We start from the raw sequence: 19,032 nt of genomic DNA, 5'->3' as shown, positions 1-19,032 counted from the left end.
TCTCGTCAGCACACGCCATCTCACCTTTAACACAAAATGTTAAAACCAGCCGATAAACAGACTATACAGCACCAAATAACGTCCTGTTTTTGCCAGTATCACCATCAGTAGAAAGCGTAGAAAATTTTCTTTCAGCAATCCGGCAATTAAAGTAATTGGATCTCCAATAATCGGCACCCAACTGAGCAATAGCGACCAGAACCCATATTTCTGATAAATCCGCTGCGCTTGCAGCATTTTTTGCTCAGAGACGGGAAACCATTTTTTATGCTTATAATGTTCAACCTGCAAGCCCAGATACCAATTTACACAGGAACCTAAGACATTCCCTAGGCTCGCAACGACAATCAGCAAAGCAGCAGAATGCTTTCCCGTAGCCAACAAGCCCAATAAAACTGCTTCCGACTGAAGCGGTAATAATGTGGCTGCACCAAAGGCAGAGAAAAACAAGAGTCCCAATGACCACATGGCGTTATGATCACAAACCTAGTTTTTTCTTCGTTGCATGATATGCATAACCCGACCAAATAAAGCTGATTAACAATAACAACCAGCGCGTCCGCGAATACCTATCAGAAATTGGCTCAATGGCAGCACGTAAAACAGCCTGATCTTTGGTATTCAGTAGCTCCACGATTTTTTGCACGTGTACGGCTTCTGCCACGAATAACATGCAGCATCCAGCAATGCCAACAATAAGGCTAATATAAATTTTAGGACTGGTTTCAATAATGCGGGTTAAATTTAAAAAGAATGCCTTCATCATAAATAGCTAGTTTTCAAGCGTGAAAACCTCAAATTAACAGTACTGAGGATATTAACACTGAATCAGCCACGCTTAGAGAGGCGAATAAAATTTCACAATCCAAATCAATGATTGCCATACAACAAATATATAAACTTTGCTGCTTACAGGTTGAGGCAAAACTTACTGCACAAAGTATTGAGAATATAAATCGAACTAAGTAAAAACAAAGAATGCTTCACAGCAATCTTTTTCAAACCCAGATCATCAAAAGCCACTATAGCCGATCAATTTCATGATTTGCTAATCGGCACAGATAGCAGCTTTGCCTATCCATCAAAACGCTGTTGCAGATCAGCAAAAATTCATAATCTCAACTGCATCTGATGAGAATTATTCATTCAAAAATAAAATAAAGGATATGAACTCTCTAGCTGAACGCTTAAACCTGTATTGCCAAGGCTCTTTGCACCGCTGGACGTGCAGTTAGGCGCTCAACATATTCTTTGACATACGGATAATCTTCCAATTGAATTTGCTGCCATTCATAACGCAACACCCATGGCAAAATAGCCATATCAGCAATGGAGTACTCACCTGCTACAAACTTTTGACCAATCAACTGCTTATTCAGTACCTCATATAAACGTTTGCTTTCATTCACATAACGTTCTGTCGCATAAGGGATTCGCTCTGGGGCAAAACGGCTGAAATGATGGTTTTGTCCGAGCATTGGTCCAAAATTTCCCATCTGCCACATCAACCATTGCTCTACTTCAACACGTTCCTGCTCATCTGTTGGGTAATATAAGCCTGTTTTGCGCCCCAAATATTGCAAAATCGCACCTGACTCAAATACAGAAATTGACTCCCCCTGAGGCCCATCTTGATCAACGATGGCTGGAATCTTATTATTCGGAGAAATCCGCAGAAAGTCAGGTTGAAACTGGTCATTTTCCAAGATATTGATGGGAAAAATTTGATACTCCAAGCCCATTTCTTCTAATGCGATGGTAATTTTATGGCCATTGGGTGTACCCCAGTAGTATAAATCAATCATTTTTTTCCTTTATCTTTTTACTGTTCTTGCAGCAATCAATTCTTATTTATAGCACGCTTTTACCCATAGCGACATGATTCAAAGCTCAATTTATTTGCATATCATGAGAATCAACTTATATAACCACACACCCTTCAAATAGCGATTCACCCAACTAATGAGCAAAAAAAAGCACTGCGAATGCAGTGCTTTTTTCAAATGAAGATTACTTTTTCTTTTTCGGTCCAAGTAACATACCCATTTGACGGCCTTCCATTTTTGGTGCTTGCTCAACAACACCAAATTCAGCCACGTCAGCTTCAATTTTCTGCAATTGAGCCAAACCTAACTGTTGGTGGGCCATTTCACGACCACGGAAGCGTAAAGTGATTTTTACCTTGTTGCCTTCTTCAAGGAACTTGATAATTGCACGTAATTTTACGTTGTAATCACCAACATCCGTTGCAGGGCGGAGCTTGATTTCTTTAACCTGCACTTGATGTTGTTTTTTCTTCGCTTCTTTTTGCTTTTGTTTTAAATCAAACAAATGCTTATTGAAGTCCATAATTTTGCAGACTGGAGGCTCTGCATTTGCAACGATCTCAACCAAATCAAGATCAACTGCTTCAGCTGCACGTAAAGCATCAGTTAGGCTTACGATGCCTTTTTGCTCGCCATTTTCGTCTACAAGACGGACTTCTTTTGCACGAATTTCATCATTCAAAGCAGGACGGTTTGATTTTCCGCCCTGTTGATTACGGTCAGGCTGTTTAATCGCTTTTACTCCACAATGTACCGGCCACGTTCGGCTACGGCTGCTTTCACTAGGTCAACGAAAGCATCGATTGACATAGTGCCCAAATTTTTTCCAGAGCGGGTACGCACGTTAACTGTACCTTCCTCTACTTCACGGTCCCCTAGTACCAATAAGTATGGAATACGCTCTAATGTACGTTCACGAATCTTAAAGCCGATTTTCTCATTTCTCAAGTCAGAAATCGCGCGGATACCGCTTTCTTTAAGTTTAGCGACAACCGACTCACAGGCTTCCGCTTGGGAATCGGTAATATTCATCACACATGCTTGTACTGGTGCTAACCAAGGTGGCATAAAGCCCGCATAGTGTTCAATAAGTATACCAATAAAACGTTCAAAACTACCAAGAATTGCACGATGCAACATCACCGGTTGATCACGATCATTGTCTTCAGTGACATAAGACGCATCTAAACGTTCTGGTAAATTGAAGTCACACTGTATAGTACCACATTGCCATACACGACCTAAGCAGTCTTTCAATGAGAATTCAATTTTCGGACCATAGAATGCGCCTTCACCCGGCTGAAGCTCCCACTCTAGACCTGCTGCATCTAAAGCATCCGCTAAAGATTTTTCAGCCATGTCCCAAAGTGCATCATCACCCACACGCTTTTCTGGACGGGTTGAGAGTTTCATTTGCACTTCTTCAAAGCCGAAGTCTTTATAAACATCTAACGTTAGTTTAATAAAGTCTGCAACCTCAGGACCAATCTGCTCTTTAGTACAGAAAATATGCGCATCATCTTGCGTAAAGCCACGCACACGCATAATGCCGTGCAATGAACCTGATGGCTCATTACGGTGACATGAACCAAATTCTGCCAAACGAATTGGCAAATCACGGTAAGATTTCAAACCTTGGTTGAAGACTTGTACGTGACATGGACAGTTCATTGGCTTCACCGCATAGTTACGACTTTCTGAATGCGTCGTAAACATGTTGTCGGCATAGTTCGCTGCGTGACCTGATTTTTCCCACAACGTAAAGTCGACGATTTGTGGTGTTTTAATCTCAAGATAACCATTATCCTGCTGAACTTTACGCATGTATTGTTCAAGCACTTGATAAATGGTCCAGCCATTTGGATGCCAGAACACCATACCTGGGGCTTCTTCTTGCATATGGAACAAGTCTAGCGCTTTACCAATTTTACGATGGTCACGCTTTTCCGCTTCTTCAATACGTTTGATATACGCCGCAAGCTGCTTCTTGTCTGCCCACGCTGTCCCATAAATACGCTGTAGCTGTTCATTCTTCGCATCACCACGCCAGTATGCGCCAGAGATTTTAGTCAGCTTGAATGATTTTAAGAATTTTGTGTTTGGCACGTGTGGACCACGACACATGTCCAAATAGTCTTGATGGTAGTACAAGCCCATTTGTGTTTCTTCAGGCATGTCCGCAATCAAGCGTAATTTATATTCTTCGCCACGTGCTGTGAATTCTGCAATCACTTCATCACGCGGGGTCATTTTTTTAATGACGTCATAATCTTGATCGATGAGCTTTTTCATACGCTCTTCGATGGCTGCCATATCATCTAAAGTAAACGGACGTGGCATCCAAATGTCATAGTAGAAGCCTTCTTCAATGACAGGACCAATCACCATTTTCGCTTCAGGGAACAATTGCTTAACAGCATGTCCCACCAAGTGCGCACAAGAGTGACGAATAATTTCGACCCCTTCGTCGTCTTTAGGCGTAATAATTTGAAGGCTTGCATCCGTGGTAATCAAGTCCGATGCATCGACTAAACGACCATCAATTTTTCCTGCAACTGTATTTTTAGCAAGACCAGGACCGATGCTTTGAGCAACTTCCATCACAGATACAGCTTGATCAAATTTTTTTTGATCGCCATTTGGCAAAGTGATAATTGGCATAAAAAATCCTTAAGGAGTGATGCCCCGTACCATGGAGCATGTCACCGCGAGATTATGATCGAGGTAAACCTCAAAAGATAAAAACGGTGGATAAAAAACTGCTAAGAATTTTACACGTGTTCAGGATTGGATAAAACCTTTTCCCTCGATAAATCTTTCTTACCACAGAAAATTGTCATGTTTTACCAGTCCAACATCCACTCGTTTGTAACCAAACTTAAAATCCTTATCGGCTTTCAATCCACATTTCGCCCGTTTAATCGCTTTAAAATGCTTAAAAATCCCCAAAAAATACATTATGATTTTATAGCGCGTTGAATTCACTATAATTTTTGAACAGCAATTCATTAAATTAGATTTTCCATTTAAAATTCATAAGCTTGCACATAAATTTAATACTCGACTAAAGCATAAATGCAAGTCGCCCCTGAAATGCTTATCTTTAAATCATCGATGATAATAAATATACATGGAGTTGTTACATGGTCGCTGCCTATGATGAACTACCGCGAACCCCCGCAAATTTCGTTGCACTTTCCCCTTTACGCTATTTAGAGCGTGCCGCTTACATCTATCCCCATCAAGATGCGATTGTTCATGGCAAACGACACCTGAGTTGGCGTGAAACCTATAACCGTTGTCGTCAATTCGCCCATCAGTTACAAAAATTAGGCATCGGTAAAAATGACACAGTTTCGGTATTGCTGCCGAACATTCCAGCCATGATTGAAGCGCATTTTGCCGTCCCGATGGTTGGTGCAGTACTCAATACCCTCAATACCCGTTTAGATGCCAAAACCATTGCCTTCATGCTTGAACATGCAGAAACCAAAGTGCTGTTGGTCGATCCAGAATTTGCAGCACTGGCGAAAGAAGCCTTGAGTTTGGTCTCTCACTCCATTTATGTAATTGATGTCGATGATGAAGAATATGAGCAATGTTTTTCGACGCCAATTGGGCAAATCGAATACGAAGATTGGTTAGCAGAAGGCGATGCAGAGTTTGAGTGGCACCTACCGAATGATGAATGGGATGCGATTAGCCTGAATTACACGTCAGGAACAACGGGGAATCCTAAAGGCGTGGTCTATCATCATCGCGGTGCTTACATCAATGCTGCCAGCAATATCATTGCTTGTGGTATGACACCTCGTGCCACGTACCTCTGGACTTTACCCTTATTTCATTGCAATGGCTGGTGTTTTGCTTGGACGATGGCCGCCAATGGTGGAACCAATATTTGTCTGCGCAAAGTCGATTCAGAACTCATCTTTAAACTGATTGCTGAGCATCGGGTCGATTATTTCTGCGGTGCACCGATCGTATTATCCATGCTGATCAATACGCCTGAACAAAAGCAAATTAAATTCGAACATCGTGTTGAAGTCATGGTGGCTGGAGCTGCACCACCCGCTGCAATTATTGAGGGCATGCGTAATCTCGGCATTAACGTCACCCACGTGTATGGTCTAACAGAAACTTACGGTCCTTCTGCCCTGTGTGCATCTCAAGCGGGCTGGAGCGAATTAAGCATTCAGGAACAAGCTCAACTGCATTCGCGCCAAGGGGTGCCTTATCCACTACAAGATGGCATGAAAGTGCTTGACCCTGAAACCCTAGAACCCGTTCCAAAAGATGGAACAACCATGGGTGAAATTATGTTCCGTGGTAATATTGTGATGAAGGGTTATCTAAAAAATCCAGAAGCCACAGCAGAGGCTTTTAAAGGAGGATGGTTCCATACCGGTGATTTAGCGGTTTGCCAACCGGATGGCTATGCCAAAATCACTGATCGCTCCAAAGATGTCATTATTTCAGGTGGTGAAAATATTTCTTCACTTGAAGTCGAAGAAGTCCTCTATCGTCATCCTGCCATTTTAACTGCGGCTGTAGTCGCAAAACCGGATCCGCGCTGGCAAGAAGTGCCATGTGCCTTTATTGAACTGAAAGAAGGCAAATCGATCACACCTGAAGAGCTGATCAGCTTCTGCCAAGAACATCTGGCACGCTTTAAAGTCCCTAAAGATATTGTGATTACCGAGATTCCTAAAACCTCGACAGGAAAATTACAGAAATTTGTATTGCGCGACTGGGCAAAAGAACGTGCAATAGGAGAGTTTGGTTAATTAGCTCTCAAGACACCAACAACATCCAGTTCAATAAAAAAGCACTTCAAATGAAGTGCTTTTTTAAATTCAACCTGATCAGTTATCAGATAGCAGTGCCACTTGCTGAACATAGTTGAATAATTTGAGTTTAGACTCCGCCAGTTCAGCTTCAGTCAACGCTTTTGCCATATCACGGTGAATACGCAAAGCATGTTGACGTAATGTATGACGTTCTGCAGCATTATGAACTTTACAGAATTCATTGATGATCGGATCACCATCTTTAATAATTCGATCTACCCAACGTTGCAACTGTGCAGTTTTCTTTGCACCCTGCTGTGGGGTCAAATACGACAAAATGACGGTCTCGTCTTCATTGCGCAATAACTTACCTACACGCTGAAATTGGCGACGACGCGCTTCATGTGAGGTAATGGTCTGCGCATCCAAAATAGCATCAATTAAACGCTCATCCACAGGAAGTTGCTGGATTTGTTTTGGATTCAGTTGCGCCAACTGCTCACCTAAAGCAGCCATACGCTGAACTGCTTTCTTTTGTTCAGTTTTACTTGCGCGTCCTTCTAAAATTTCGAAGTCTTCGTCAGTAAAACGGTTCGGTCGACGTGCCACGGTTAATCTGCCTCGTAAAATTTTGCTGCAAATAGTGCTTGAACTTCAGACAGTGCCTTTTCCTCATCTGCCCCATCAATCACTAAACGTAAAGTGGTGCCTTTACCTGCGCCAAGCATAAGTAAAGACATAATGTTTTTTGCATCGACCAATTTATCACCTTTTCCAATTTGAATAGATGATTTGAATTTGGTGGTTACTTCAATGAGTTTGCCAGATGCACGCGCATGTAACCCTAGTTTATTAATTACGTCAACAGTTGTGTCAATCATGACCAATGCTTCATTTCTCGATGTAGGACCTGAATAGACCAATTTGCTTCAAGTGCTTTTTTAAGTCTATCCACAATATAAACAGAACGATGCTGTCCACCTGTACAGCCGATGGAGATAGTCATATAGTGACGATGTCCTTCTGCAAATGCAGGTAACCACTTGTCCAAAAAATGATAAATGTCTTTAAACATTTCATTGGTCTGCGGGCTTTGTTCTAAAAAGTTTTGTACTGGTACATCTAAACCCGAATATTTCCGCAACTCTAAATCCCAATGCGGATTAGGCAAATGACGTACATCAAAGACATAATCGGCATCTAAAGGAATACCGTGCTTATAGCCAAATGACTGCAAAATCACAATTAAGTTATCGGACTGTCCAAGTTTAGACAATAAAGTATGCTTCAAATCATGCACACTTTTATCAGTTGTATCAATATGTACGGTAGCACGCAATTGTATCGGAAGTAATAATGTTTTTTCTTCCTGGATACATCCATTCAAACTTTTAAAACGATTGGATAACGGATGCGGGCGTCTTGAGGCACTAAAACGTGCTATCAACTCCTGATCGCGTGTAGTCAAATAAATAATATCGACCACCCCGTGCCTTAACAACAGTTCAAAGACATGATCAAACTCTTGTAAATCCGCACGGGTACTACGCACATCCACCCCAAGCGCGAGTAGTTCTAGATTATTTTCATGATCTAGCTTCTCGACAATCTCGGGCAACAATGCCAAAGGCAAATTATCAATACAGTAATAACCCAAATCTTCTAGTACCTGCAATGCAGATGACTTACCTGAACCAGATTGTCCTGTCACAATCAAAATGCGCTTCATGGCAAAGCTATTCCTTGAGGTTTTATGCTGCAGTATGCTTAACCTGCAAATTATCGATGAGTCGGGTTGTGCCCAATTTTGCCGCCACAAACAGAACAAGATCCTGATTAAATTGATCAATCTCTTGCAAACTTGGTGTACGGGCTTCCACATAGTCCACAACAAAACCTGCTGCTGTCAACGTGGTTTTAATATTCTCTAACACTTCTGTTAAATCAGTACCTTGCTTTAAATCGGCTTCCGCCTGTTTTAGGCTTTGGAAAATCACGGGGGCAACCTTACGTTGCTCTTCGCTCAAATAACCATTGCGGGAACTCAAAGCCAAGCCATCTTCAGCGCGAGCAATCGGTACACCAATCACTTCTAAGGGAATATTCAGATCACGTACCAATTGACGAATCACCGCCAACTGTTGAAAGTCTTTCTGCCCAAAGAAGGCATAATTCGGCTGTACGATATTAAATAATTTGGTTACAACGACTGCCACACCATCAAAATGACCTGGGCGCTGTTTGCCACATAAATCATTGGTAATTTCAGACACGCTAATATTGGTTAAACGCTGTTGTTTACCATACATTTGCTCGACCGATGGAGCAAAAATAATGTCACAGCCGACATCGGCCAACAACTGGCTATCTTGATCCAAAGTACGCGGGTAATTATCGAAATCTTCATTCGGTCCAAACTGGATTGGATTCACGAAGATACTCACCACCACCACATCACAAAGTTTTCTTGCTTCACGCACAAGGTTCAAATGCCCTTGATGCAAATTCCCCATGGTCGGAACAAAGCCGATAATTTTTCGTGCTGTACGAGCTGGTTGTAACGATGCGGCTAAGCCTTGTATTGTTGTTTCAGTTTTCATATTACAGCTCTACTTGAAAAGTATGTTCTTTTGCTGGGAATGATTGATCAAGCACCGCTGCATGATAGGCTTTAAAGGCATCTAAAATTGCAGTTTCCCCAGCTTGCTCTTTCATAAAATTACGTACGAATTTCGCCACACGACCAAAAGTCAAACCGAGCATATCTTGCACAACCAAGACTTGTCCATCGGTTTCCACACCTGCCCCAATCCCAATCACAGGAATATGCGGGAAATGCTCCGTCACTTCTCGTCCAAGCTGAGCAGGTACACATTCCAGCAATAACACTGCAGCACCAGCATCAACCACGGCTTGGCAGTCTGCAAGCAACTTATCTGCGGCTTCACGAGAACGGGCTTGCAACTTATAACCACCCAAAACATGGACGGATTGTGGTGTTAAACCCAAGTGCACACACACTGGAATGCCATTTCGGGTCAGGACTTCAACGGTTTCACTTAACCAAGCACCACCTTCAATTTTGACCATCTGCGCGCCTGCCTGCATCACCGCTTTCGCATTCACCAATGCATCATTGAGCGTGGCATAGGACATAAACGGTAAATCCGTCATAATCAACGCATGCTGATTACCACGACGTACTGCCGCAGTATGATAAGCCATGTCTTCAACCGTTACTGGCAAAGTTGAATCACGGCCTTGTATTGCCATTCCTAAAGAGTCACCAATTAAAATCGTATCCACTTCAGCAAGTTCCATTGCTTTTGCCATACTTGCATCGTAGCAAGTCAAGCATGAGAACTTACGTCCGTCTTGTTTAAATTGTCTTAAGTCACTCAGACTAATCATGAGTTATTCCTCTCTAGAAGTTCCTAGAACGTACCATTAATGATTAAATACTTGCCCAATTGCTATCTGCAACTTCAGTGAGCGTTGAATGCTGCAACACATCAAGATGATTTAATCGGTGTCCCTGAATATGTAGTGCGGGGTCTAAATCCAATAACGGAATGACCACAAAATCACGTTCTAAAATACCAACATGCGGTACAGTCAATCGCTCATGCTGAATCTGCTGATTGCCATACAGCAACAAGTCCAAATCTAGGGTTCGCTCTCCCCAACGGCGTAAACGAACACGTCCAGCCTCTTGCTCAAATTGCTGCAACAGATCCAGTAAGCTGAGCGGTGCCAAATCGGTTTCTAACTGCGCCACTGCATTTAAATAATGTGGCTGATCCTGCGGCCCCATCGGAGGGCTTTGATACAACTTAGAGGTTTTAACCGCACCTAATGTCGCTAACTTTTGAATGGCTTCGGTCAGAATTTGGCGTGAATCCCCCAAATTACTGCCTAAACCGATATAACTGACCGTCTTCATTGTGTTGGCCCAAAAACAACTTGGCTCAAATCACGTTTCACACGCTTTCTTTTTAAAATAGGGTGATCTTGCCCCAACTCGGACGTCCCAGAATTAAAAGTTGCCGTGTTACTTTCTACAGTTTTGGTTTTCCGGCGACTGCGACTACGTGGTTCAGGCTCTTGAACCAAAGGCTCAATTTCCGCTTTGACTTTAGCCTCTGGCACCTCTTCCTGAGCCGTTTTACGACGCGTTTTAGCACGTTGTCGATTGTATTGACTAATCGCACGCTCTTTTTCATCGGAAGACATCAATTGATAAGCATCCCACCAACTGCCCATCGATTGCGTGGTGTTATCCCCTGCTTTTTCTCGCAACAACAAAAAGTCAAAACCAGCACGGAAACGCGCATGATTTGACAGCGCCTCAATTTGTTGCGGCTTCGGGTTTAATAATCGGGTTTGCATTTCCCACACTTCACGAATAAACGTTTCCGCAAAACGAGGAATGACGGTGCGTGTCGCTTGACGCTTTAAGACATCCAGTCCAGCTTGCGCCCGCGCCTCAGCCGGAACAACACCTTTTTGCAAATAATAGTCACAACGCTCCAAGAATGGTTTCCAAAGCAACACGGCATAGAAAAATGCAGGGTTGATGGTTTTACCGATTTGGATACGTTGATCTGTATTTTTTGCGGCACGCTCAATAAACGGGGTAATTTCAGGACGAATCTCGGCAAATAGCTGACGCCAAATTCCAAAATCAATCAACATTGGCAGCACTTGCGCCAAATGCCCCATGGTAAACAGTTTTTGTGATTCATCATAAAGACGATGCGGGGATACATCACGTAATAACTGGGTGCGTTCAGGAGTAAAAATCTCCAAGATTTTCGGATCAATACTAAATTTTAATTTTGCCGAAAAACGTAATGCCCGCAACATGCGCACTGGGTCTTCTTCAAAACGTAATTGCGGATCACCCAATAAGCGTAAGGTTCGACTTTGAATATCTTCGACCGCATGACAAAAATCGAGCACCACATCTTTACGTGGCTGATAATACAGCGCATTAATCGAAAAATCCCGACGAGCAAAATCCTGCTCAATTGAACCCCAATTATTGTCACGTAAAATCATTCCGGCTGCAGATGTGACTGCTTTTTTAGGTGGTGCGCGGAAAGTCGCAACTTCAATTAATTCTCGCCCAGAATAAACATGAGCCAACTCGAAACGACGACCAATAATACGGCAACGACGTCCGAACACTTCTTTAATTTGTGCTGGTGTAGCATTGGTTACGGCATCATAATCCTTAGGATTAAGGCCTAACATTAAATCGCGGACACCGCCCCCTACGATATAAGCTTCGTAGCCTGCCTTCGTTAAGGCATCAATTACATCAAGTATTGAAGGGGGTAATTGAACGGTGGATAAACCGCATTTTGACGCGCGCAAAGTTTGCAAAAGACGCTGTCTCCTACGCCTGAACGTAAAATGTCTAAGATGTTGCTAATCATATCTCTAACACAATCAAAGGGCAATTTGATTATCTCAACACGATCATGATTATTGCCTAGCAATTTTGCAAAATAAAAGCTTAGAGCGCCAGCCGATCTCGATTTTTCTGCAAAAGTTTCGGCCCTATGCCTTTAATCTGTTGCAGTTCATCAATGGTTTTAAATTTTCCATGAGCTTGCCGATATTGCAAAATCGCTTCAGCTTTTTTCTCGCCTATGCCCGACAATTGCTGCAATTGTTCTGAAGTCGCACTATTGAGCCGAATTTTATTGCCTGAAACAGGTGCAACACTGGGTTTGGCTAAATAGTAATTTGCATCGGTCGCCGATGTTCCGAGTCGCGCATCTTGCGCCTGTTGTTGAGCTTTCCAGTTCAAATACTGCTGATCAAAATTTTGGGCATACACCGTGTGCATAGTCAAAAGCGTAAGTGTAAAAAACACCAGCACACGTACCACATGAAACGGGGGAAAATATTGTTGCATAGCATGCCTAATTTATTATGAAGTCATTTATTTTTTGCCTGCTCCCAAAGTTGATCCATTTCAGCGAGTGACAACTGCGCCAATGATTTGTGTTGCAGTCGGGCCTGATCTTCTATGTAAGCAAAGCGTGTTCTAAATTTATCAATCGTCCCTAACAGGGCAATTTCATTATTAACGCCTAGTTTACGTCCTACATTGATCAGTGAAAATAAACAATCCCCAAATTCTGCCTGTATTTCATCGGAATCTTGCTGCTGGATCGCCTGTTGCAGCTCCTGTAATTCTTCCTCTAGCTTGCCATACGCATCCTCAACATTTGAAAAATCAAAGCCAATCTGAGCAGCATTCTGCTGAATCTGTTCCGCTTGTTGTAAAGCTGGTCCATGTTTAATTTGATCCAATCGAGATTTCGGCTTGCCCTGCTTTTCTTGCTGTTTGATCTGTTTCCAAAGCTCAGACACTTGCTCAGCCGTTAATTGGCTAAACTGTTCTGCCTGAAATACATGGGGATGGCGACGAATTAATTTATCGGTAATCGCCTGCACGACATCCTGAAAATCAAAAGCGCCCTGCTCACTATACATTTGCGATTGAAACACCACTTGCAGCAACAAATCCCCCAGCTCTTCCTTAATATGCTGAAGATCACCCGAACGCACAGCCGCTTCCACCTCATACGCTTCTTCAATCGCGTAAGGCGTTAAACTATTGGGTGTTTGCTTTTGATCCCACGGGCATTTTTCTCGTAATTGCTGCATAACATCCAATAGTTGTTCCATGTTCAAACGACGCTCTAATCCTGAATAAAATTTAATGGTTACGATCACAGGGATAAAAAAGCCTGCGCTTGGCAGGCTTTTTTAATAGGTAATTGGTTTAATTTCCCTGAATTAAACGGCGGGCACTAATAATGCCGGGTTGTTGCTCCAAGCGCGCCAACAAGCGTGACAATTGCGCCAAGCCTTTGACTTCAATCAACAACTTCATGTTGGCAATACCATCCGCTTCGGAAATGGTATTCACCTGACGAATATTGATTTGGTCGGAGAAAATCACCTGTGTCAGATCTTTCAACAGACCACGACGGTCATACGCCTCCACCACAATCTGCACGCTTTGACCACGTGTGGGTTGCATTTCCCAGTCTGCTTCCACTGCGCGCTCTGGTTCCTGACCAATCATACGCATATAATCAGGACAAGCGACCTTATGGATACTGACACCACGATTCAGGGTAATATAACCTGCAATAGATTCCCCATGAACAGGCTGACAACATTGTGCAATATGTAGCTCAACATTATCTAGACCATCAATCAAAATTCCATGTGCTGACAAGGTATGACTGGCACGAGGATTAAGTGCAGGCTTCAACACCAGTTCAGGTTCATCCTGATCCAGATGCATATGACGATTCACCTGATTCATCAAGGCATGCAAGCTAATATCACCGCTGACCAGATTAATCAGAATATCATCACCCGATTTCACATTGAAGTGGTTACAGTAGTCACTTAAATCAATACTTTTCGGATGAATCGCAAGGCGCGACAATTCTTTGTTCAGAATATCACGGCCAATCTCAAGATTCTTACTGCGATCTTGCTGACGGAACCAATGACGCAACTTGTCACGCGCGCGTGCAGTCTTGATATAACCCAAAGAATTCACCAACCAATCACGGTTAGGTTCACGATCTTTTTTAGTTAAAATCTCAACTTGCTCACCTGTTTTTAAGGTATAGGTCAGCGGCACATAACGCTGGTTAACCCGCGCGGCATAACACTTGTTACCCACTTCGGTATGCACGTGATAAGCAAAGTCCAGTACGGTCGAGCCACGAGGTAACTCTTTAATATCCCCGTCACGACTAAATACATAAATTTTCTCAAAGTCTTCAAACTCTTGAATCTGTTCAAAGTTTTCAGAACCTTCCTCGTCTTTATGCGCGCTGGCATCGTTACGTTCCTGATAGTGTTCCAACACAGCACGCAACGAATGTAAACGATGATTGAAAGAGTGATCGGTGGTTTTTGCACCTTCTTTATAGTTAAAGTGCGAACATACCCCCAACTCGGCTTCTTCATGCATATCTCGGGTACGAATTTGTACTTCCAGCGACTTGTTTTCCGCAATCACGGCAGTATGCAAAGAACGATAACCATTGGCTTTCGGATTGGTAATATAGTCATCAAACTGATGTGGAATATGTCGCCAAATTTGATGCACAATACCCAGTGAGTGATAACACTCCGGCACCGATTTCACCAAGACACGCACGGCACGAATGTCATACAGCTGATCAAAGCTCAGGTTCTTACTTTTCATCTTGCGATAAATCGAATAGATGTGTTTAACCCGACCATTGATTTCGGCTTCAATCCCATGTTCAGCCAGTTCATTCTTGAGCTTATCAATCACGAACTGAATATAATGTTCACGCTCTAAACGTTTTTCATTCAATAAGGATGCAATTTCCTTATAACGTTCTGGCGCTAAATAACGGAAGGCCAGATCTTCTAGCTCCCATTTTAACTGGGCAATCCCCAAACGGTGCGCCAGCGGTGAGTAAATGGTCAGAATTTCTCGTGCCACACGTTCTTGACGTTCGCGTGATGATTTTGCCAATTCACGCAAAGCATAGGTACGCTCTGCCAGCTTAATCAGTACAACACGAACATCTTCTGTGACTGAAATCAACATCTTGTAAATGCCAGTCAAATGCTCACGCTGATCATTATTAAAATGATCTTCTAAACGTTTATTTTGCTCAATTAACTCGGAAAGCTTACCCATCGACAGGGTACCCTTAACCAAGCTAAAAACTTGTTCGCCAAAATGTTCTCGCACAAAATCAATGCTCATGAGTCCTTCACGAACACTGCGATACAACATTGCGGCAGAAAGGGTATCTTCATCGACATGTAAATGCGCCAAGATGTCGGCCATTTCAATACCGGTATAAAAGGTATTTGATCGATGATTGGTGGTGGATTCTAACTCTTTTTGCAAAGTCTCTTTGGCAACTTCTTCGAGTTGCTTGAGCGCTGCCCCGTCTAAAATACTGCGAACTCGATCCAACCATTCTGCTAAATCAAGTTGAGCTTGTTCGGCATGCTCTACAGTCGCTTCCTCAGACAACTCATTGAGTCGCCCAGGCAATTGCTCACGTACTGTGACCATACCCTTCTCCTACAAAATAATCATTCATATTATAAATCGTTTATCTCTTTTTCTTGCTCAAATAAGGCAATTGATTCGACATGTTCAGTATGCGTAAACATATCCATCACACCTGCCTTTTTTAATCGATAGCCATGTTGTGCCAATACACCTGCATCCCTTGCCAATGTTGCTGGATTACATGAGACGTAAACGATTTTTTTTGCATTAAATTTAGGCACATAATGCATTACCTCTTCCGCGCCAGAGCGTGGTGGGTCTATCAATAATGCATCAAATCCCTGCTTTGCCCAAGAATGATGCGAAAAATCTTTTGTTAAATCTTGTGAAAAGAACTCAATATTGGTCATGTCATTGCGACGAGCATTGTCTTGACCTCGTTGAACCATTTCATCACTGCCCTCCACTGCAATCACGTGTCCTGTAGGTGCTACACAACGCGCAAGCGGTAAAGAAAAGTTACCAAGTCCACAAAATAAATCTAATACGCGATCACCTTGCTGCAATTCTAGCAATTCACATGCCAGCTTCACCATTTGCGGATTTACGGTTGAATTCACTTGGGTAAAATCAAGCGGACTAAAACTAAAATTCACATCAAAATCCGCTAAAGCATAATGTAAGCGCATTTCTGCCTGATCCTGATCCACACGCTGCAAACTGTCTGGACCTGCAGGCTGTAAATACAATTGCCACTGCTTCTGTAACGTAAACTGTTTTAATTGGTTGACATCTTGATCCGATAATTTTTCTGTATGACGAATCAATAAGGCAACTTCCTGATCGCCCATTGCCAATTCTATATGCCCAATGGCAGCTTTGGCTGTTAGACTTTGGAGTAACTGCTTCAAGCGTGTAATTGAACCAAAAGCTTGATCAAGCACCAAACAACGATCAATTGACGTTAATTTATTACTTTGTTTTTCACGAAATCCCACTATCAACTGATCACGCTGCGGGAAATAACGCACCCCGATACGGGCTTTACGACGATAATCTTCACGCAGGGAACGAATCGGTGCCAACCACTGTTCAGGTTGTAAGCCAGCAAAATGCTGTAAATGCGATTGCAGCACATCTTGCTTAAAACGAATCTGCTCATCTTTGTCGATATGTTGCAAACTACAGCCACCACAGACATGAAAATGCGGACACGCTGGCTTTACCCTCAATTCAGAAGGCTGACCCACAACCTCAATACAATCCGCTTCTTCTAAGCGTTTGTTGGCATGAGTGATTTTGGCACGAACCGTTTCACCGGGTAATGCCTGACGAATAAAAACTTTCTTGCCCTGTTTTTCGACAGGATGAGCGGCATCCGTACCATAGTGGGCAATCCCTCGTCCCTCATGTGACAGTGTCTCAACCTTAAAAGTATAAATCGGTTGCTGACTTGGACGGGTATGCTGACGATGCTTCATGAAAACCTAGTTTGAATGGTGAAAATCGGATGCTGTAAATTCTGTCTGTTGCGACGTTTCACGCCAAATTTTCAGAAAATCAGCATGTTGAGGATGAGACTGCAGCAACTGAATGCTGGCTTGAATCCAAGCACGATGCTCTTCCAGTTGTAATTGACCTTTCAATAACAACCAGCGCAAATAAATTAACCATGTATTTAATACATCACCTTCACAATAGCCAGTTAAATCCTGCCATTGTTGTAAGCGAACATATTCGGGCACATGATAACCGCCATCACTACGCTTACCCGGAAAGCCCAGTAAATGCGCAACATCATCAAGCTTTTGGAAATGACGTATATTAAACATCGCCATTACATCCATTAAATCGACATGACGATGATGGTAACGGTTTTGGTAGTTATTATACTTCTTCTGCTGATCAATTTCGCCTTGATCAAACAAACTCGATGCAGACAAACCATGATACATGGCCCGGAAAAGGATCACTGGCAAGTCAAACTGTGAACCATTCCAGCTCACCAATGTCGGAAGCTTTTTATTAAAAATCGATAAAAATTTCTTTAAAATTTCGGCTTCAGAAAACTGTTCTCGACTAAAGGAGAACAGTTTCATCGCCCCCAGTTCATCGACCCACAACCCTGAAATACAGACAATTTCATGCAGAGGTAAGCGTTGAAAGTCCATACCCGCTTCTTGGCGACGCAACTTGGTCAGTGCCTGCTCCAAGTCTGGCTCAGGCAAATCCAAGCCATACAAATGCGCACCGGACTTTAAGTCCGTCATGGTTTCAATATCAAAAACTAGAACAGGTAAGCGCATGTATACTCTCAAACTCGATTCAAAGGGTTACAGTGCAATTATTCAGGGTCTTGGACCGAGAATAAACCTGTCGATAAATAACGATCACCACGGTCACAGATAATGCAGACAATGACCGCATCCGGATTTTCTTCTGCAATCCGTAAGGATGCCCACACTGCTCCACCCGATGATGTCCCTGCACTAATGCCTTCTTTACGCGCCAATTGCCGTGCAGTTTTTTCCGCTTCAATTTGTGGAATATCCATAATCTGGTCAACACGTTTTGGATCAAAAATGGTTGGCAAATATTCCTGTGGCCAGCGACGAATGCCCGCAATATTTGAACCATCTGAAGGTTGTAATCCCACGATTTGAATGTCAGGGTTTTGTTCTTTTAAATATTTCGACACCCCCATAATGGTGCCTGTTGTCCCCATGGCGCTGACAAAATGCGTGATCTTGCCACCCGTTTGTTGCCAGATTTCTGGACCCGTTGAGAGGTAATGGCCTTCCACATTGTCTGGATTGCCAAACTGATTCAAGACCAGTCCTTTCCCATCTTTTTGCATTTGTAGCGCCATATCACGCGCTTCTTCCATATTCTCAGACTCAATCAGCTCGGCGCCATACGCACGCATCGCATCTTTGCGTTCCTGACTAGAACCCGCAGGCATAATCAGTTTCATCTGATAACCACGCATAGCAGCCACCATCGCCAAGGCAATACCGGTATTACCACTGGTTGCCTCAATTAACGTATCCCCTGGCTGAATTTCCCCACGCTTTTCTGCCTGCATAATCATATTGTAAGCTGGACGGTCCTTAACCGAACCTGCTGGATTATTGCCTTCTAACTTCGCTAAAACTGTGGCTTGCGTGTGTTTGGCTAGACGCTGTAAACGCACTAAAGGTGTTTTTCCGACGTAATGGTCTAACAAAAATTCATCTGCTTGGAAATCAGGGGTTGTGTTACTCATGGTCTACACCTAGATCGAGGTGCGGCTATTGTATGAAAAAATGGATTGTCCTGCACCCTTTTCACGGGGTTTTTCATGAAAGTGATTAAAGCACGGTCAGTT

General features: G+C 43.0%; 19 protein-coding genes. 1 reads left to right on the top strand and 18 read right to left on the bottom strand.

Features of this window, described 5'->3' with window-relative positions:
* Window positions 1-39: 39 nt before the first annotated feature.
* From AC6CHI_RS11535 to thrS, 5 genes are all read right to left on the bottom strand, one after another.
* Complete coding sequence (locus tag AC6CHI_RS11535) at window positions 40-468, bottom strand: YqaA family protein (RefSeq protein WP_498121392.1); 429 nt, start codon at window positions 466-468, stop codon at window positions 40-42.
* Window positions 469-478: 10 nt separating this feature from the next.
* Entirely contained in the window at window positions 479-766 is a 288-nt protein-coding gene (locus AC6CHI_RS11530) for a hypothetical protein (RefSeq protein ID WP_498121391.1), read from the bottom strand.
* 421 nt (window positions 767-1,187) lie between these two features.
* A complete protein-coding gene (locus AC6CHI_RS11525) occupies window positions 1,188-1,805 on the bottom strand; it encodes a glutathione S-transferase N-terminal domain-containing protein (protein WP_498121389.1) in 618 nt (205 codons plus the stop codon).
* A 205-nt stretch (window positions 1,806-2,010) separates the two neighbouring features.
* Entirely contained in the window at window positions 2,011-2,559 is a 549-nt protein-coding gene (gene infC, locus AC6CHI_RS11520) for a translation initiation factor IF-3 (protein ID WP_458893035.1), read from the bottom strand.
* A 5-nt stretch (window positions 2,560-2,564) separates the two neighbouring features.
* Window positions 2,565-4,487 (bottom strand): threonine--tRNA ligase, encoded by a 1,923-nt coding sequence (gene thrS, locus AC6CHI_RS11515; protein WP_498121388.1) that lies wholly within the window; start codon window positions 4,485-4,487, stop codon window positions 2,565-2,567.
* 482 nt (window positions 4,488-4,969) lie between these two features.
* On the opposite strand from thrS, the gene AC6CHI_RS11510 reads away from it, so the two are divergent.
* A complete protein-coding gene (locus AC6CHI_RS11510) occupies window positions 4,970-6,613 on the top strand; it encodes an acyl-CoA synthetase (protein ID WP_498121387.1) in 1,644 nt (547 codons plus the stop codon).
* 78 nt (window positions 6,614-6,691) lie between these two features.
* On the opposite strand, the gene yjgA is transcribed toward AC6CHI_RS11510, so the two are convergent.
* The 13 genes from yjgA to cysM form a co-directional block, all read right to left on the bottom strand.
* Complete coding sequence (gene yjgA, locus AC6CHI_RS11505; RefSeq protein ID WP_458892908.1) at window positions 6,692-7,225, bottom strand: ribosome biogenesis factor YjgA; 534 nt, start codon at window positions 7,223-7,225, stop codon at window positions 6,692-6,694.
* Between the two features lie 2 nt (window positions 7,226-7,227).
* Window positions 7,228-7,497 carry an HPr family phosphocarrier protein gene (locus AC6CHI_RS11500; RefSeq protein ID WP_100242079.1) on the bottom strand — a complete coding sequence of 90 codons (270 nt, stop codon included), beginning with the start codon at window positions 7,495-7,497 and terminating at the stop codon, window positions 7,228-7,230.
* A complete protein-coding gene (gene rapZ, locus AC6CHI_RS11495) occupies window positions 7,494-8,345 on the bottom strand; it encodes an RNase adapter RapZ (protein ID WP_458892909.1) in 852 nt (283 codons plus the stop codon). The genes AC6CHI_RS11500 and rapZ overlap by 4 nt, the downstream gene beginning before the upstream one ends.
* Before the next feature lie 22 nt (window positions 8,346-8,367).
* Window positions 8,368-9,216 (bottom strand): pantoate--beta-alanine ligase, encoded by an 849-nt coding sequence (panC, locus tag AC6CHI_RS11490; RefSeq protein ID WP_498121385.1) that lies wholly within the window; start codon window positions 9,214-9,216, stop codon window positions 8,368-8,370.
* Between the two features lies 1 nt (window position 9,217).
* Window positions 9,218-10,027 (bottom strand): 3-methyl-2-oxobutanoate hydroxymethyltransferase, encoded by an 810-nt coding sequence (gene panB / locus AC6CHI_RS11485; protein ID WP_498121383.1) that lies wholly within the window; start codon window positions 10,025-10,027, stop codon window positions 9,218-9,220.
* A gap of 43 nt (window positions 10,028-10,070) precedes the next feature.
* Window positions 10,071-10,559, bottom strand: a complete 489-nt coding sequence (folK, locus tag AC6CHI_RS11480) for a 2-amino-4-hydroxy-6-hydroxymethyldihydropteridine diphosphokinase (protein ID WP_498121382.1) — start codon at window positions 10,557-10,559, stop codon at window positions 10,071-10,073.
* Window positions 10,556-12,004 carry a polynucleotide adenylyltransferase PcnB gene (pcnB, locus tag AC6CHI_RS11475; protein WP_498121381.1) on the bottom strand — a complete coding sequence of 483 codons (1,449 nt, stop codon included), beginning with the start codon at window positions 12,002-12,004 and terminating at the stop codon, window positions 10,556-10,558. Before pcnB ends, folK begins: the two co-directional genes overlap by 4 nt.
* Window positions 12,005-12,137: 133 nt before the next feature.
* On the bottom strand, window positions 12,138-12,542 hold the full coding sequence (locus AC6CHI_RS11470) for a ComEA family DNA-binding protein (protein ID WP_498121380.1): 405 nt from the start codon (window positions 12,540-12,542) through the stop codon (window positions 12,138-12,140).
* 23 nt (window positions 12,543-12,565) lie between these two features.
* The gene (gene mazG / locus AC6CHI_RS11465) at window positions 12,566-13,321 is read right to left on the bottom strand and encodes a nucleoside triphosphate pyrophosphohydrolase (RefSeq protein WP_498121416.1); all 756 of its coding nucleotides are present in this window, start codon (window positions 13,319-13,321) and stop codon (window positions 12,566-12,568) included.
* Window positions 13,322-13,418: 97 nt separating this feature from the next.
* Window positions 13,419-15,725, bottom strand: a complete 2,307-nt coding sequence (locus AC6CHI_RS11460) for a RelA/SpoT family protein (RefSeq protein ID WP_458892916.1) — start codon at window positions 15,723-15,725, stop codon at window positions 13,419-13,421.
* 29 nt (window positions 15,726-15,754) lie between these two features.
* Window positions 15,755-17,146, bottom strand: coding sequence for a 23S rRNA (uracil(1939)-C(5))-methyltransferase RlmD (gene rlmD, locus AC6CHI_RS11455; RefSeq protein ID WP_458892917.1), 1,392 nt, complete (start codon window positions 17,144-17,146; stop codon window positions 15,755-15,757).
* Window positions 17,147-17,152: 6 nt separating this feature from the next.
* Complete coding sequence (locus AC6CHI_RS11450; protein ID WP_498121378.1) at window positions 17,153-17,971, bottom strand: 3'-5' exonuclease; 819 nt, start codon at window positions 17,969-17,971, stop codon at window positions 17,153-17,155.
* A gap of 38 nt (window positions 17,972-18,009) precedes the next feature.
* Window positions 18,010-18,930 carry a cysteine synthase CysM gene (gene cysM, locus AC6CHI_RS11445; protein ID WP_498121376.1) on the bottom strand — a complete coding sequence of 307 codons (921 nt, stop codon included), beginning with the start codon at window positions 18,928-18,930 and terminating at the stop codon, window positions 18,010-18,012.
* Window positions 18,931-19,032: the final 102 nt, after the last annotated feature.

The organism is Acinetobacter sp. GQ146 (assembly GCF_059758585.1).
The sequence above is the reverse complement of the archived record's forward strand: the minus strand, read 5'-3'. Positions and strand labels throughout refer to the sequence as shown.